Here is a 13089-nt window from a genome sequence, read left to right on the forward strand (position 1 = left end):
GCCGGTCGTGGGTTCGTGACAGTATCGAATCCATGACCGGCGGCGTGATCGTTCTCGGTGCGGGCCCGGCAGGTCGCGCACTCGCACATCGGCTGCTGGCTGCCGCGGCACCCGTCACCGTGGTGGACCTCAACCCCGAGCGGGTGTGGAAGTCGACCTTCGCCTGCTGGACCGACGAGTTGCCCGGGTGGCTCGCCGACTCGGCGTTCGCCGCACGCCTCGACCGGGTCGGTGTCGCCGGCACCGCACTCGAGGAGGTCGACCGCGGCTACACCGTCCTCGACACGCCCGGCCTGCAGCGGAGCCTGACGCTCGACGGGGCGGAGGTCGTGGCCGACCGCGTGGTCGGGATCGACGGTGCGCGTGTGCATCTGAAATCCGGCCGGGTTCTCGACGGCGACGTCGTGGTCGACTGTCGCGGCGCTCTCCCCCATCCCGCACCGCGGCAGACCGCCTACGGCATCGTCGTCGACGCCGCCACCGCCGCACCGGTTCTCGAGGGACACGAGGCCATGCTCATGGACTGGCGGGGCGGGATCGTCGACCGGCGCCGGCTGCCGTCGTTCCTGTACGTCGTGCCGCTCGGCCACAACGAATACCTGCTGGAGGAGACGTGCCTGGCGGGCATGCCGGCCCTCGACCTCGACGAGCTGAAGCGACGGCTCGCGACACGTCTGGGCGGGCTGCCGTCGGACATCCGCCGCGTCGAGTACGTGAACTTCCCGCTGACCGGATCCTCACCGCAGCCGTGGCGGGAGTCCACGTTCTGCTTCGGCGCCGCCGGAGGCTTCAAGAACCCGACCACCGGCTACAGCGTCGCCAACTCGCTGATGTCCGTCGATCGGGTGGTCGGGGCGCTCGCGGCCGGACGGGACCCCATCGCCGAGATGTGGCCGGCCGGGGTCCGCGCGGTCCACAACCTGCGCCTGCGCGGCCTCAGCGCGCTGCTGCGGTTGAGTCCGACGCAGACAATCGCCTTCTTCGAGGCGTTCTTCGCGATGCCGGTCGAGGCCCAGCGCAGCTACCTCAGCCGGCGCGACGACCTGACCGGGGTGATGGCGGCGATGACCCGCGTCATCCGCGCCGTGGACATGCGGACACGCGTGACCGTGGCCCGCGGCGCGATGTCCACGCCGGAGTGGGCCGGGGACGTCAGCGGCACCCCGCCACTGCATCTCTAGTGCGCGTCACGCAACTCGCGCCAGCGCCGCACCATCTCCTCCACGTCGACGGTGTGGGCGACGACGCCGTGGGGCGTGGCCATCTGCCGTGACGCCAGGAGTGCTTCGCGCACACGACGATTGAAGTCGGTGAGAATTTCGCGCACCGATGCCTCGTCGGAGACGTCCCGAAGCGACTCCGGGAACTCCTGGGCCTCCCGGCGCAGGCGCAGCGGCGCCGGGAGCAGCGCTGCGGAATCCAGGTTCTCGTCGCGGATCTTGCGCTTGACCCACCAGTCCGGGTCGTCGGCGTCGGACAGGTCGATCGGCTTGCCGAGGCCCGGCAGGCCGTCGAACTCCCCGCGCTCGGTGGCCTCGCGGATCATCCGCTCGACCCGCGATTCGAACCATGACGTCATGCCGGTGACGTGCCGGAGTACGGACTAGACGGTGAAACCGAGCGCGCGAAGCTGCTCGCGGCCGTCGTCGGTGATCTTGTCCGGGCCCCACGGCGGCAGCCAGACCCAGTTGATCTCCAGGTCAGTGCACAGGCCGCTGTTGACCAGGGCGCCCCGGGACTGATCCTCGATGACGTCGGTCAGCGGGCAGGCCGCCGAGGTGAGGGTCATGTCGATCTTGGCGACCGCATCGTCGGTCACCTCGATACCGTAGACCAGGCCGAGGTCGACGACGTTGATGCCGAGTTCCGGGTCGACGACGTCGCGCATCGCCTCCTCGACGTCCTCGACGGTCGGCAGCGAGGTCTGCGGTTCTGACGGTGTCGCCGTGGTGGTCTCGTCACTCATGCTGTCTCCGCTTCTGTCTGGTTGGTCAGGGTGCCGACGGTCTGCGAGAGCGCGTCCTTGAACGCCATCCAGCCGAGGAGCGCGCATTTGACCCGTGCCGGGTACTTGCTGACACCGCTGAACGCGATGCCGTCGCCGATGACGTCCTCGTCGCCGGGATCCTTGCCGCGCGATGTCATCATCGCGTTGAACGACTCGACGATGGCCAGCGATTCCTCGACGGGCTTGCCGACGATCAGGTCGTGCAGCACCGACGTCGACGCCTGCGAGATGGAACACCCCTGCCCGTCGTAGGACACGTCTTCGATCGTCGAACCGTCCGCCGACACCGCGACGCGCAGGGTGACCTCGTCACCGCACGTCGGGTTCACGTGGTGCACCTCGGCGCCGTACGGCTCGCGGAGGCCCCGGCCGTGCGGATGCTTGTAGTGGTCCAGGATGACCTCCTGGTACATCTGCTCCATCCGCATGCTCAGTTCACCCCGAAGAAGTTCTGCGCCTTCACGATCGCCGCGGCGAGGGCGTCGACCTCGTCGAGGGTGTTGTAGGCGGCGAAGGACGCACGCGCGGTCGCGGCGACCCCGAAGCGACGGTGCAGCGGCCACGCGCAGTGGTGGCCGACGCGGATGGCGACACCCTCGTCGTCGAGGATCTGGCCCAGGTCGTGTGCGTGGATGCCGTCCACGACGAACGACACCGCTCCCCCGCGGTTCTCGGTGGTCGTCGGGCCGACGATGCGCAGGCCGTCGATCGCGCCGAGGCGTTCCAGCGCCCGTTCGACGAGCGAGTGCTCGTGTGCGGCAACCGCATCCATCCCGAGGGTCTGCAGGTAGCGCACCGCGGCGCCGAGCCCGACGACCTGGGAGGTCATCGGCACGCCGGCCTCGAAGCGCTGTGGCGGCGGAGCGTAGGTGGAGACCTCCATGGTCACCGTCTCGATCATCGACCCGCCGGTGATGAACGGCGGCAGCGCGTCGAGGAGCCCTGACTTGCCGTACAGCGCACCCACGCCGCTGGGGCCGAACATCTTGTGCCCGGAGAACGCGGCGAAATCCACGTCCAGGGCGCCGAAGTCGACCGGCATGTGGGGCACCGACTGGCAGGCGTCGAGCACGACGAGCGCGCCGACCGCACGGGCGCGGCGGACGAGTTCGTCGACGTCGGCGACCGCGCCGGTGACGTTGGACTGATGGGTGAACGAGACGACCTTGACCGACTCGTCAAGGGTCAGCGAGTCGAGGTCGATGCGGCCGTCGTCGGTGACCCCGTACCACTTGAGCGTCGCCCCGGTCCGGCGGCAGAGCTCCTGCCACGGAACGAGATTCGCGTGGTGCTCGAGTTCGGTGACGACGACGGTGTCCCCCGGGCCGAGCGCCGAGCCGCCGAGGACCGACGCCGAACGCGGGTCACCGAGGGTGTAGGTGACCACGTTCAGCGACTCGGTCGCGTTCTTGGTGAAGACGAGCTGGTCCGGGGTCGCCCCGACGAAGCCCGCGATGACCTCGCGGGCGTCCTCGTAGGCGTCGGTGGCCTCTTCGGCGAGCTGGTGGGCTCCCCGGTGCACCGCGGCGTTGTGGTGCGTCAGGAAGTACCGCTCGGCGTCGAGGACCTGGACCGGACGCTGCGAGGTGGCGCCGGAATCCAGGTAGACCAGCGGCTTCTCGTCACGGACAGTGCGCTGCAAGATCGGGAAATCCGCGCGCACCGCGGCGACGTCGAGCGCCGCGCCGCGGGTCCCCGCGGTCGTCGGCTCGGTCGAGAGTGTCACGTACGTGCCCCTCCTGGTGTCGTGTGTCAGCCGGCCTTCGCCGTGAGGAAACGCTCGTAGCCGTTCTCCTCGAGTTCGTCGGCGAGCTCGGGTCCGCCGGACTGGACGACCTGGCCGTTGACGAAGACATGGACGTGGTCGGGCTTGATGTAGCGCAGGATGCGCGTGTAGTGCGTGATCAGCAGGATGCCGCCGTTCTCGCGCTCCTTGTAGCGGTTCACGCCCTCGCTCACGACGCGCAGGGCGTCGACGTCGAGGCCGGAGTCGGTCTCGTCGAGGATGGCGATCTTCGGCTTGAGCAGGTCGAGCTGCAGGATCTCGTGCCGCTTCTTCTCACCGCCGGAGAAGCCCTCGTTGACGCTGCGCTCGGAGAACGACGGGTCGATCTCGAGCTCGGTCATGGCCTCCTTGACCTCCTTGACCCAGTGGCGGAGCTTCGGGGCCTCGCCGCGGACCGCGGTGGCGGCGCTGCGCAGGAAGTTCGACATCGAGACGCCGGGCACCTCGACCGGGTACTGCATCGCGAGGAACAGGCCGGCGCGGGCGCGCTCGTCGACGCTCATCTCGAGCACGTCCTCGCCGTCGAGGGTGATCGAGCCGGAGGTCACCTGGTATTTGGGGTGGCCCGCGATGGCGTAGGACAGGGTCGACTTGCCGGAGCCGTTGGGCCCCATGATCGCGTGCGTCTCACCGGACTTCACGGTCAGGTTCACGCCCTTGAGGATGTGGATGGGCTCGGCGTCGGAGTCGGTCTGCGCGACGTCGACGTGCAGGTCACGGATTTCCAGAGTGGTCATTGATGTGTTCTTTCTCGACAGGCTGTGGGAGTTCGTGGTGGGCGCGACGGCCGTTCAGGCGCCGGCGATCTCGAGTTCGCGCTCGATCGCGGCGGACAGGCGCTCGCGCAGTTCCGGCACCGTGATCTTGGCGATCACCTCGCCGAAGAAGCCGCGGATCACCAGGCGGCGCGCCTGGTCCTCCGGGATGCCACGGGCCTGCAGGTAGAACAGCTGCTCGTCGTCGAAACGTCCGGTGGCACTGGCGTGTCCGGCGCCGACGATCTCGCCGGTCTCGATCTCCAGGTTCGGCACCGAGTCGGCGCGCGCGTTGTCGGTGAGCACCAGGTTGCGGTTGAGCTCGAAGGTGTCGGTGCCCTCGGCCTCGGCGCGGATGAGCACGTCGCCGATCCACACGGTGTGGGCCTCGCGGGTGCGGTCTCCACTCGGATCGCCCTGCAGTGCACCCTTGTACACCACGTTGGAGCGGCAGTTGGGCTTGCTGTGGTCGACGAGCAGGCGCTGCTCGAGATGCTGGCCGGCGTCGGCGAAGTACAGGCCCCACATCTCCACGTCGCCGCCCGGGGCGTCGTAGTGGACGATCGGCGACAGGCGGACGAGGTTGCCGCCGAGGCTGATCGCGAAGTGGCGGACCGACGAGTCACGGCCGACGCGGACGTGATGCGCGGCGACATGCACGGCGTCGTCGTCCCAGTCGTGGACGTTGACGACGGTCAGCGCGGCGCTGTCGCCGACGACGAACTCGACGTTCTCCGCGTAGGTCCCGCCGCCCTTCTGGTCGAGGACCACGACGGCGCGGGCGAACGGCTCGAGCCGGATCTGGATGTGGCCGAACGCGGTCTCGCCCTCGCCGGGGCCGGTGACCGTGACGGTGACCGGGTCGGCGAGTTCGACCTCGCGGCCCACGGTCACGACCGTGGCCCGGGTGAAGGACGAATAGGCCTGCGCCGCGATGCGGTCGAAGGGGACGCCGCCCTGGCCGAGACGCTCGTCGTCGCGGCCGACGGTGTCGACGGTGACGCCGTCTACACCTGTCCCGCTCACTGCGTTCCCGGCGACGGTGTCATTCGTCCCGCTCACTGCGTTCCCGGCGACGGTGTCATTCGTCCCGCTCACTGCGTTCCCGGCGACGGTCACCTCGACGGTCGCCTCGCCGGTCCGCTGGGCGGAGCCGTCGTGCAGGCCGCGCAGGCGGCGGAACGGGGTGAACCGCCAGGCCTCCTCGCGCGGGCTGGGCACCTCGAAGGCGTTGACGTCGAACGAGGTGAACAACTCACCCTTGTTGACGGCAGGGGTCTGCGAACCCGGCGTGGTGACCGGGAGTGTCGGATCGGCCATCAGCCGACGGCTCCTTCCATCTGCAGCTCGATCAGGCGGTTGAGCTCGAGCGCGTATTCCATCGGGAGTTCCTTGGCGATGGGCTCGACGAACCCGCGGACCACCATGGCCATCGCCTCGTCCTCGGTCAGTCCGCGGCTCATCAGGTAGAAGAGCTGGTCGTCGCTGACCTTCGAGACGGTCGCCTCGTGCCCCATCGTCACGTCGTCCTCGCGGATGTCGACGTAGGGATAGGTGTCGCTGCGGGAGATCGTGTCGACCAGCAACGCGTCGCACTTCACCGTCGAGCGGCTGCCGTGTGCGCCGTTGTTGACCTTGACCAGGCCACGGTAGGACGCGCGGCCACCGCCGCGGGCCACCGACTTGGAGACGATGTTGCTCGAGGTGTTGGGGGCCAGGTGGACCATCTTGGATCCGGTGTCCTGGTGCTGTCCGGGGCCGGCGAACGCGACGGAGAGGACCTCGCCCTTGGCGTGCTCACCGGTCAGCCAGACCGCCGGGTACTTCATCGTGACCTTGGAGCCGATGTTGCCGTCGACCCACTCCATGGTGGCGCCCGCCTCGGCCTTGGCGCGCTTGGTGACCAGGTTGTAGACGTTGTTCGACCAGTTCTGGATGGTCGTGTAGCGGCAGCGGCCACCCTTCTTCACGATGATCTCGACGACCGCCGAGTGCAGCGAGTCGGTCTTGTAGATCGGCGCGGTGCAGCCCTCGACGTAGTGCACGTAGGCACCCTCGTCGACGATGATCAGCGTCCGCTCGAACTGGCCCATGTTCTCGGTGTTGATGCGGAAGTAGGCCTGCAGCGGGATGTCGACGTGCACGCCCGGCGGCACGTAGATGAACGATCCGCCCGACCACACCGCCGTGTTGAGCGCGGAGAACTTGTTGTCGCCGGCGGGGATCACCGAGCCGAAGTACTCCTGGAAGATCTCCGGGTGCTCCTTGAGACCGGTGTCGGTGTCGAGGAAGATCACGCCCTGCTGCTCGAGATCCTCGCGGATCTGGTGGTAGACGACCTCGGACTCGTACTGCGCGGCGACGCCGGCGACGAGGCGCTGCTTCTCCGCCTCGGGGATGCCGAGCTTGTCGTAGGTGTTCTTGATGTCCTCGGGCAGCTCGTCCCACGACGTGGCCTGCTTCTCCGTGGAGCGCACGAAGTACTTGATGTTGTCGAAGTCGATGTCCTCGAGGGCGGCGCCCCAGTGGGGCATCGGCTTCTTGTCGAAGATCTTGAGGGCCTTCAGGCGCTGCTCGAGCATCCACTCGGGCTCGTTCTTCTTCGCCGAGATGTCGGCGACGACGGCCTCGGACAGCCCGCGCTGCGCGGCGGCGCCGGCGACGTCGCGGTCGGCCCAGCCGTAGCCGTAGTTGCCCAGCGAGGCAATCGTCTCCTCCTGCGTGAGCGGAGCAGCGGCGGTCGCCTTGGCGGCGGCCGGATCGGTGACGGTCATCGCGTGGCCTTTCGGGTCGGGGTGGTCTGGGACTGCGGTGTGCGGGGCTGTCGGGTCGTTCTCTTCACGCTCGGTTTCCTCTCGCCCGGTCTGCCGACCGGGGGCGGGTGTATCGGCACGTGGGTGGTGCAGGCACAGTCGCCGTTGGCGATGGTCGCCAGGCGCTGCACGTGCGTGCCGAGCAGTTCCGTGAAGACCGCGGTCTCGGCCTCACACAGTTCCGGGAACTCGGTGGCGACGTGCGCCACCGGGCAGTGGTGCTGGCAGATCTGCATCCCGTTGCCGACCTGTCGGGTGTTGGCGGAATACCCCGCGCTCGTGAGCGCGTCGGCGATCTCGTCGACCGTGTCGGCCACGTCGTCGGGGCCGTCGGCAGGCTGTACCTCGGCGACGATCCGCTCCACGCGTTCGCGGGCGAAGTCGGCCACCGCATCGTGTCCGCCGAGGTCACGCAGCTTGCGCATCGCGGCTCCGGCGAGGTCATCGTAGGCGTGCCGCATCTTGCCGCGGCCCGCCGGGGTGAGCTGGAACCACTTGGCGGGACGACCGCGGCCGCGCTGGCCGAAGCCGGTCGGCGCGACCTCGATGTCCCCGGCCGCGGTCAGGGCGTCGAGGTGACGGCGCACGCCCGCGGCGGAGATGCCGAGGCGCTCGCCGATGTCGCCCGCGGTCAGCGGGCCGTCCTCGACGAGCAGGGTCAGCACGGCCTCACGCGTCTGACCGTCGGGGTGCGCCTCGGCACCGACGACGGACTGGCGTGGGGTCGCCGCACCAGCGGAGGGCACGGCGTTGCCGCTGCCCGGGGGCAGCTCAACATCGTTCCGCATGGTTTTCACAACACGAGTGTGACGTAATTGATTCCCTGCTGCCAGCAAGGGTGCCCTTAGCAGAGGGCGCCGTTGTCGCGCAGGTGGTCGGCGAAAGTCCGGATAAAGGGTGGTTCGCGAGGTATCGGGTTTCGGCGATTACAGTCGTCGTGTGCCCGAAACCACAGCCGGCCGGCGACTGCCGGACCTCTTCGGACGCGTCGTGACCCTCCTGCTCGCCGTGCTCGACTACCTCGGCTTGCGCAAGCAGCGTCCGGCGGGGACGCCGTCCGCCGACGCCACCGAGCAGCGCGGCGACTACGGCAAGGCCGTCGCCCGACTCCACGACGACGAACGCGAGGTCGGCCCGCTCGACGAGACCGAGAACCGCCGACTGCGGCGGATCAAGCTCTTCGGCGCGACGGGGTCGGTCCTGATCCTCATCGGCGCGCTCGGCACCGGCGCCGTGCCGGTGCTGCAGAACCCGGTCGCCGGGATGCGGGTGCTCTCGCTCCCGTCGCGGATGTTCGGCACCGCGCTGGCGTTGTCGATCGGCGGCTCGATCATCCTCGTCGTGGCATGGCTGCTCATCGGGCGGTTCGCGGTGGGACGCTTCAGCGTCGAGGTGCTGCACGGCCGCAGCCCCGAACGCCGGATGAGCCGCCGCCAGGCCGACCGGACCCTCATGCTGTGGATCACGCCGATCATCCTGGCTCCCCCGCTGCTCAGCAAGGACGTCTACTCCTACCTCGCGCAGAGCGCGATCGCCTACCGCGGCATGGACCCGTACTCGGTGAGCCCGGTCCGCGGACTCGGCGTCGACCACATCCTCACGAGGTCGGTGCCGAATCTCTGGCGCGACACCCCCGCGCCCTACGGCCCGCTCTTCCTGTGGATGGGCGAGGGCATCACCAAGGTGACCGGCGCGAACATCACCGCGGCGATCTTCCTGCACCGTTGCCTCGCACTCGTCGGCATCGCGCTGATCGTCTGGGCACTGCCGCGGCTGGCCCGCCGGTGCGGGGTGTCCTCGGTGGCGGCGCTGTGGCTCGGTGCGATGAACCCGCTGGTGATCCTGCACCTGGCCGGCGGCATCCACAACGAGGCCCTGATGCTCGGCATGATGCTGGTCGGCCTCGAACTCAGCTTCCGGGCGATCTACGGACCCGACCTGCTCCGAAAACCCGGCACCCTCGTGCCCACCCGTGCCGGCTGGATCCTCATCGCCGGCGGCGCCGTCCTCGCCGCGTCGGCGATGATCAAGGTGACCTCGATGCTCGCGCTCGGGTTCGTCGGCATCGCGCTGGCCATGCGCTGGGGCGCGACGCTGCCCGCCCTGCGGCACGCCCCGATGCGGGAATGGTGGGCGCGGTCGAAGGCGTCGGTCCATGCGCTCGCCCTCTCCGGCGGGTTCTATGTCGTGATCCTCGCGGTGGTGATGATCGGGATCTCGCTGGCCACCGGGCTCGGCTTCGGCTGGACGGGCACCCTGTCGACCGGCGCGATCGTGCGGTCGTGGATGTCGATCCCGACGCTGCTGGGCGTGACGACCGGCCGCATCGGCGTCGGACTCGGACTCGGCGAGCACACCCAGGCGATACTCGACGTGATCCGCCCGCTGGGCCAGGTGATCGCCGGACTCTTCATCATCCGCTGGATGCTGGCCACCCTCGGCGGGCGTCTGCACCCGCTCGGCGCCCTGGGTGTGTCGATGGCCACGGTCGTGCTGCTCTTCCCGTTCGTCCAGGCCTGGTATCTGCTGTGGGCGGTCATCCCGCTGGCCGCGTGGGCGACCGGCGCCTGGTTCCGCATCTCCACGATCGCCGCCTCGGCGATCATCGCGATCGTCGTCATGCCGACGAGCTCCAACACGAGCGGGATCGTCCTCGCCCAGGGCGTGCTCGCCGGTGTGATCATGGTCGCAGCGCTGACGGCGCTGTTCTTCGAGGAACGGTCCTCACGCCTGTGGCGTCGTCGCAGGACGGGGGCCGACGAGGCCGGGACCAGCGACGACGAGACGGATGCCGAGCCGGCGGAAAGGACGCCGACGCCGTGACCCGCACCCCACCCCGGAGTGGGCGGCGTTTTCCGTCCGCGGGGTCCGACCGCATAGTCTGACCTGTGTGCACGGCACGTCCTCCCGGCAGATCAGCGATGACGATCGGATGAACGATCGTCGGCCGAACGTCCCCGCACTCGAGGTGCGCGGCCTGGTCAAGACCTTCGGCGACCGAACCGCCGTCGATCACCTCGACCTCACCATCGCCCGCGGCGAGATCCTCGCCCTGCTCGGGCCCAACGGTGCGGGCAAGACGACGACGGTCGAGATCTGCGAGGGCTTCACCGCCCCGGACGCCGGCACCGTCCGGGTCCTCGGCCTCGATCCCGTCACCGACAACGACGCGCTCCGCCGGCGCATCGGCGTGATGCTGCAGGGTGGCGGCGCCTACCCGGGTGCCCGTGCCGAGGAGATGCTCCGCCTGGTGGCCGCGTACTCGGCCGACCCGATAGACCCCGACTTCCTGCTCGGCGCGCTCGGTCTCGACGAGGTCCGGCGCACCCCTTATCGGCGCCTGTCCGGCGGCCAGCAGCAGCGTCTGGCGCTCGCCTGCGCGGTCGTCGGTCGCCCCGAGTTGGTCTTCCTCGACGAGCCCACCGCCGGCCTGGACGCCCACGCGCGGCTCGTGGTATGGGAGCTCATCGACCGCCTGCGCGCCGACGGGGTCACGGTCCTGCTCACCACACATCTGATGGACGAGGCCGAGGAACTCGCCGACCAGGTCGTGATCATCGATCACGGTCGCGTGGTCGCCTGCGGCACCCCCGCCGACCTGACCAGCACCGGCGCCGAGAACGAGTTGCGGTTCACCGCGCCGCGCGGCCTCGACCTCACGACCCTGACGCTCGCGCTGCCCGAGGGCTACCACTGCACCGAACCCACCCCGGGCAACTACCTGGTCATCGGGTCGATCACCCCGCAGGTCCTCGCGACCGTGACGGCCTGGTGCGCGCGCATCAACGTCCTCGCCACCGACCTCCGGGTCGAGACGCGCAGCCTCGAAGACGTCTTCCTCGAACTGACCGGACGGGCCCTACGACCGTGAACTCCCCTGTGACGACCAACTCCCCGGACGCCGCCGCGACATTCCCCGGCGGGATGTTCCGGCCCGCGCCGCGTCCGGCGTCGCTGGCCGCGATGATCGCCGCGCAGTCGACGCTCGAACTCAAGCTGCTGCTCCGCAACGGCGAGCAGTTGCTGTTGACGATGTTCATCCCGATCACCCTGCTCGTCGGGTTGTGCCTGCTGCCGATCAACACGAGCTTCGGCGACGGGCCGGCCGAGCGGGCGACGCTCTTCGTCCCGGCCATCCTGACCATCGCGGTCATGTCCACGGCCTTCACCGGCCAGGCGATCGCCGTCGGTTTCGACCGTCGCTACGGGGCGCTGAAACGGTTGGGTGCCACGCCGATCCCGCGGTGGGGCATCATCGTGGGCAAATCGGTCGCGGTGCTCATCGTGGTCGCCCTGCAGTCGGTGATCATCGGCGGGATCGGCGCCGCCTTCGGGTGGCGGCCCGACGCGCTCGGCCTGCTCCTCGGCGTGGTCGTGCTCCTCGTCGGGACCGCCTGTTTTGCGACCCTGGGCCTGCTGCTGGGCGGCACGCTCAAGGCCGAGGTGGTCCTGGCCCTCGCGAACCTGCTCTGGTTCGCGTTCATCGGTGTCGGCAGCCTCGTGGTCGTCGACTCCGACGTGCCCGGCGCCGTGCACACCTTTGCGCGGTGCATCCCCTCGGGTGCGCTCAGTGAGGCCCTGGAGATGGCCGCACGTGGTTCGTTCGACGCCTTCGGGGTGGGCGTGTTGCTGGTGTGGGCCGCAGTGGCCGGCACCTTGGCGGTGAGGTGGTTCCGATTCCGATGACGACGTCGCAGACCTCGGCCCGACCGGGCGGCGCGGATCCCGGCGCACACGACGGCGGCGAGGCGCCCGGCTTCTGGCAGCGCATACCCGGCTTCGGCCGGCCCACCGCCCGCTTCGTCCATCGCTGGGCGATCGCGCTGCTGATCTCCAACGTCGGCATCGTCGCCACCGGCGGCGCGGTGCGGGTGACCGCCTCGGGCCTCGGCTGCCCGACGTGGCCACGATGCACCGACGAGTCCTTCGTCCCGCACGGCGAGCTCGGCATCCACGGCGCCATCGAGTTCGGCAACCGGCTGCTGACCTGGGTGCTGATCGTGATCGCCATCGCCGCGTGGGTCGCGGTGCTGCGCTACGCGAACTCGACCCGCAGCGACAAGTGGCTGGTCACGCTGATCGCCCTGGGCATCCCGCTGCAGGGCGTCATCGGCGGCATCACGGTCCTCACCGACCTGAACCCCTGGGTCGTCGCCCTGCACTTCCTGCTGTCGATGATCCTGGTGTCGGCCGCCACGGTGCTCGTCTACCGGATGCGCCCCTACCCCACGCCGTCGGAGCCGGCCGCCGAGGCGGAGATCCCCGCCGCCGCGATCCGGCGCCTCGGCGTCTACCTGGCGTGGCTGATCTACCTGGTCACGTGGGTGACGATCTACCTGGGCACCGTGGTCACCGGTTCCGGCCCGCACGCCGGCGACGCCGACGTCCCGCGCAACGGCCTCGATCCCGACAACGCCACCCAGCTGCACGCCGACGCCGTGTTCGTCCTGGTCGGCCTCGGGATCGCCGCCCTGGTGTACGCCCGCGTGTTCGCGCGCCCGCAGCAGCGGTCGGCGATCGTCTTCGCCCTGCTGATCCTCCTCCAGGGGCTCATCGGATTCGTGCAGTTCTTCACCGGCCTGCCCATCGCCCTGGTCATCGCGCACATGTTCGGCAGCGCGCTGCTCCTGATCGGCGCCACCTGGCAGGTCCTGGTGGCCACCGAGACCGACCGCAGCCGCGTCGACGCCTGACATCCGCGCAGACGAGAACGGCCCCCGACTCGAT

13 protein-coding genes are annotated in these 13089 nt (G+C 69.5%); 5 read left to right on the forward strand and 8 right to left on the reverse strand.

What is annotated here, in order from left to right; translation table 11 throughout:
- Positions 1-32 precede the first annotated feature (32 nt).
- Positions 33-1181 carry a lycopene cyclase family protein gene (locus GP2_RS05555; protein ID WP_006899498.1) on the forward strand — a complete coding sequence of 383 codons (1149 nt, stop codon included), beginning with the start codon at positions 33-35 and terminating at the stop codon, positions 1179-1181.
- Here GP2_RS05555 and GP2_RS05560 read toward each other — a convergent pair.
- Genes GP2_RS05560 through GP2_RS05595 form a run of 8 tightly spaced genes read right to left on the reverse strand, consistent with a single transcriptional unit; the run spans position 1178 to position 8150 of the window.
- The gene (locus GP2_RS05560; RefSeq protein ID WP_006899499.1) at positions 1178-1579 is read right to left on the reverse strand and encodes a DnaJ family domain-containing protein; all 402 of its coding nucleotides are present in this window, start codon (positions 1577-1579) and stop codon (positions 1178-1180) included. The genes GP2_RS05555 and GP2_RS05560 overlap by 4 nt on opposite strands.
- A 24-nt stretch (positions 1580-1603) precedes the next feature.
- Complete coding sequence (locus GP2_RS05565) at positions 1604-1966, reverse strand: metal-sulfur cluster assembly factor (RefSeq protein ID WP_006899500.1); 363 nt, start codon at positions 1964-1966, stop codon at positions 1604-1606.
- Positions 1963-2436, reverse strand: coding sequence for a Fe-S cluster assembly sulfur transfer protein SufU (gene sufU / locus GP2_RS05570; RefSeq protein ID WP_006899501.1), 474 nt, complete (start codon positions 2434-2436; stop codon positions 1963-1965). The genes GP2_RS05565 and sufU overlap by 4 nt, the downstream gene beginning before the upstream one ends.
- 2 nt (positions 2437-2438) lie before the next feature.
- Positions 2439-3734, reverse strand: a complete 1296-nt coding sequence (locus GP2_RS05575) for a cysteine desulfurase (protein ID WP_006899502.1) — start codon at positions 3732-3734, stop codon at positions 2439-2441.
- Between the two features lie 26 nt (positions 3735-3760).
- Positions 3761-4531 carry a Fe-S cluster assembly ATPase SufC gene (gene sufC, locus GP2_RS05580; RefSeq protein WP_006899503.1) on the reverse strand — a complete coding sequence of 257 codons (771 nt, stop codon included), beginning with the start codon at positions 4529-4531 and terminating at the stop codon, positions 3761-3763.
- A gap of 54 nt (positions 4532-4585) precedes the next feature.
- Entirely contained in the window at positions 4586-5869 is a 1284-nt protein-coding gene (gene sufD / locus GP2_RS05585) for a Fe-S cluster assembly protein SufD (protein ID WP_006899504.1), read from the reverse strand.
- Positions 5869-7323 carry a Fe-S cluster assembly protein SufB gene (gene sufB / locus GP2_RS05590; protein WP_006899505.1) on the reverse strand — a complete coding sequence of 485 codons (1455 nt, stop codon included), beginning with the start codon at positions 7321-7323 and terminating at the stop codon, positions 5869-5871. Before sufB ends, sufD begins: the two co-directional genes overlap by 1 nt.
- Positions 7320-8150, reverse strand: a complete 831-nt coding sequence (locus GP2_RS05595) for a helix-turn-helix transcriptional regulator (protein ID WP_006899506.1) — start codon at positions 8148-8150, stop codon at positions 7320-7322. Before GP2_RS05595 ends, sufB begins: the two co-directional genes overlap by 4 nt.
- 178 nt (positions 8151-8328) lie before the next feature.
- Here GP2_RS05595 and mptB point away from each other — a divergent pair, with 178 nt between their 5' ends.
- From mptB to GP2_RS05615, 4 genes are all read left to right on the forward strand, one after another.
- Entirely contained in the window at positions 8329-10185 is a 1857-nt protein-coding gene (mptB, locus tag GP2_RS05600; protein WP_040526499.1) for a polyprenol phosphomannose-dependent alpha 1,6 mannosyltransferase MptB, read from the forward strand.
- A gap of 109 nt (positions 10186-10294) precedes the next feature.
- A complete protein-coding gene (locus GP2_RS05605) occupies positions 10295-11233 on the forward strand; it encodes an ABC transporter ATP-binding protein (RefSeq protein WP_006899508.1) in 939 nt (312 codons plus the stop codon).
- 53 nt (positions 11234-11286) lie between these two features.
- On the forward strand, positions 11287-12048 hold the full coding sequence (locus GP2_RS05610; protein WP_174320698.1) for an ABC transporter permease: 762 nt from the start codon (positions 11287-11289) through the stop codon (positions 12046-12048).
- The gene (locus GP2_RS05615) at positions 12045-13055 is read left to right on the forward strand and encodes a COX15/CtaA family protein (RefSeq protein WP_006899510.1); all 1011 of its coding nucleotides are present in this window, start codon (positions 12045-12047) and stop codon (positions 13053-13055) included. The genes GP2_RS05610 and GP2_RS05615 overlap by 4 nt, the downstream gene beginning before the upstream one ends.
- The last annotated feature ends 34 nt before the right edge of the window (positions 13056-13089 follow it).

Origin of the sequence: Gordonia paraffinivorans NBRC 108238 (assembly GCF_000344155.1) — a bacterium.
GTDB classification, from domain to species: Bacteria; Actinomycetota; Actinomycetes; order Mycobacteriales; family Mycobacteriaceae; genus Gordonia; species Gordonia paraffinivorans.

Coding starts and splice junctions, on each gene's coding strand:
- GP2_RS05555 (WP_006899498.1), top strand. CDS start 33: ATGACCGGCGGCGTGATCGTTCTCGGTGCGGGCCCGGCAGGTCGCGCA.
- GP2_RS05560 (WP_006899499.1), bottom strand. CDS start 1,579: ATGACGTCATGGTTCGAATCGCGGGTCGAGCGGATGATCCGCGAGGCC.
- GP2_RS05565 (WP_006899500.1), bottom strand. CDS start 1,966: ATGAGTGACGAGACCACCACGGCGACACCGTCAGAACCGCAGACCTCG.
- sufU (WP_006899501.1), bottom strand. CDS start 2,436: ATGCGGATGGAGCAGATGTACCAGGAGGTCATCCTGGACCACTACAAG.
- sufC (WP_006899503.1), bottom strand. CDS start 4,531: ATGACCACTCTGGAAATCCGTGACCTGCACGTCGACGTCGCGCAGACC.
- sufD (WP_006899504.1), bottom strand. CDS start 5,869: ATGGCCGATCCGACACTCCCGGTCACCACGCCGGGTTCGCAGACCCCT.
- sufB (WP_006899505.1), bottom strand. CDS start 7,323: ATGACCGTCACCGATCCGGCCGCCGCCAAGGCGACCGCCGCTGCTCCG.
- GP2_RS05595 (WP_006899506.1), bottom strand. CDS start 8,150: ATGCGGAACGATGTTGAGCTGCCCCCGGGCAGCGGCAACGCCGTGCCC.
- GP2_RS05605 (WP_006899508.1), top strand. CDS start 10,295: ATGAACGATCGTCGGCCGAACGTCCCCGCACTCGAGGTGCGCGGCCTG.
- GP2_RS05610 (WP_174320698.1), top strand. CDS start 11,287: ATGTTCCGGCCCGCGCCGCGTCCGGCGTCGCTGGCCGCGATGATCGCC.
- GP2_RS05615 (WP_006899510.1), top strand. CDS start 12,045: ATGACGACGTCGCAGACCTCGGCCCGACCGGGCGGCGCGGATCCCGGC.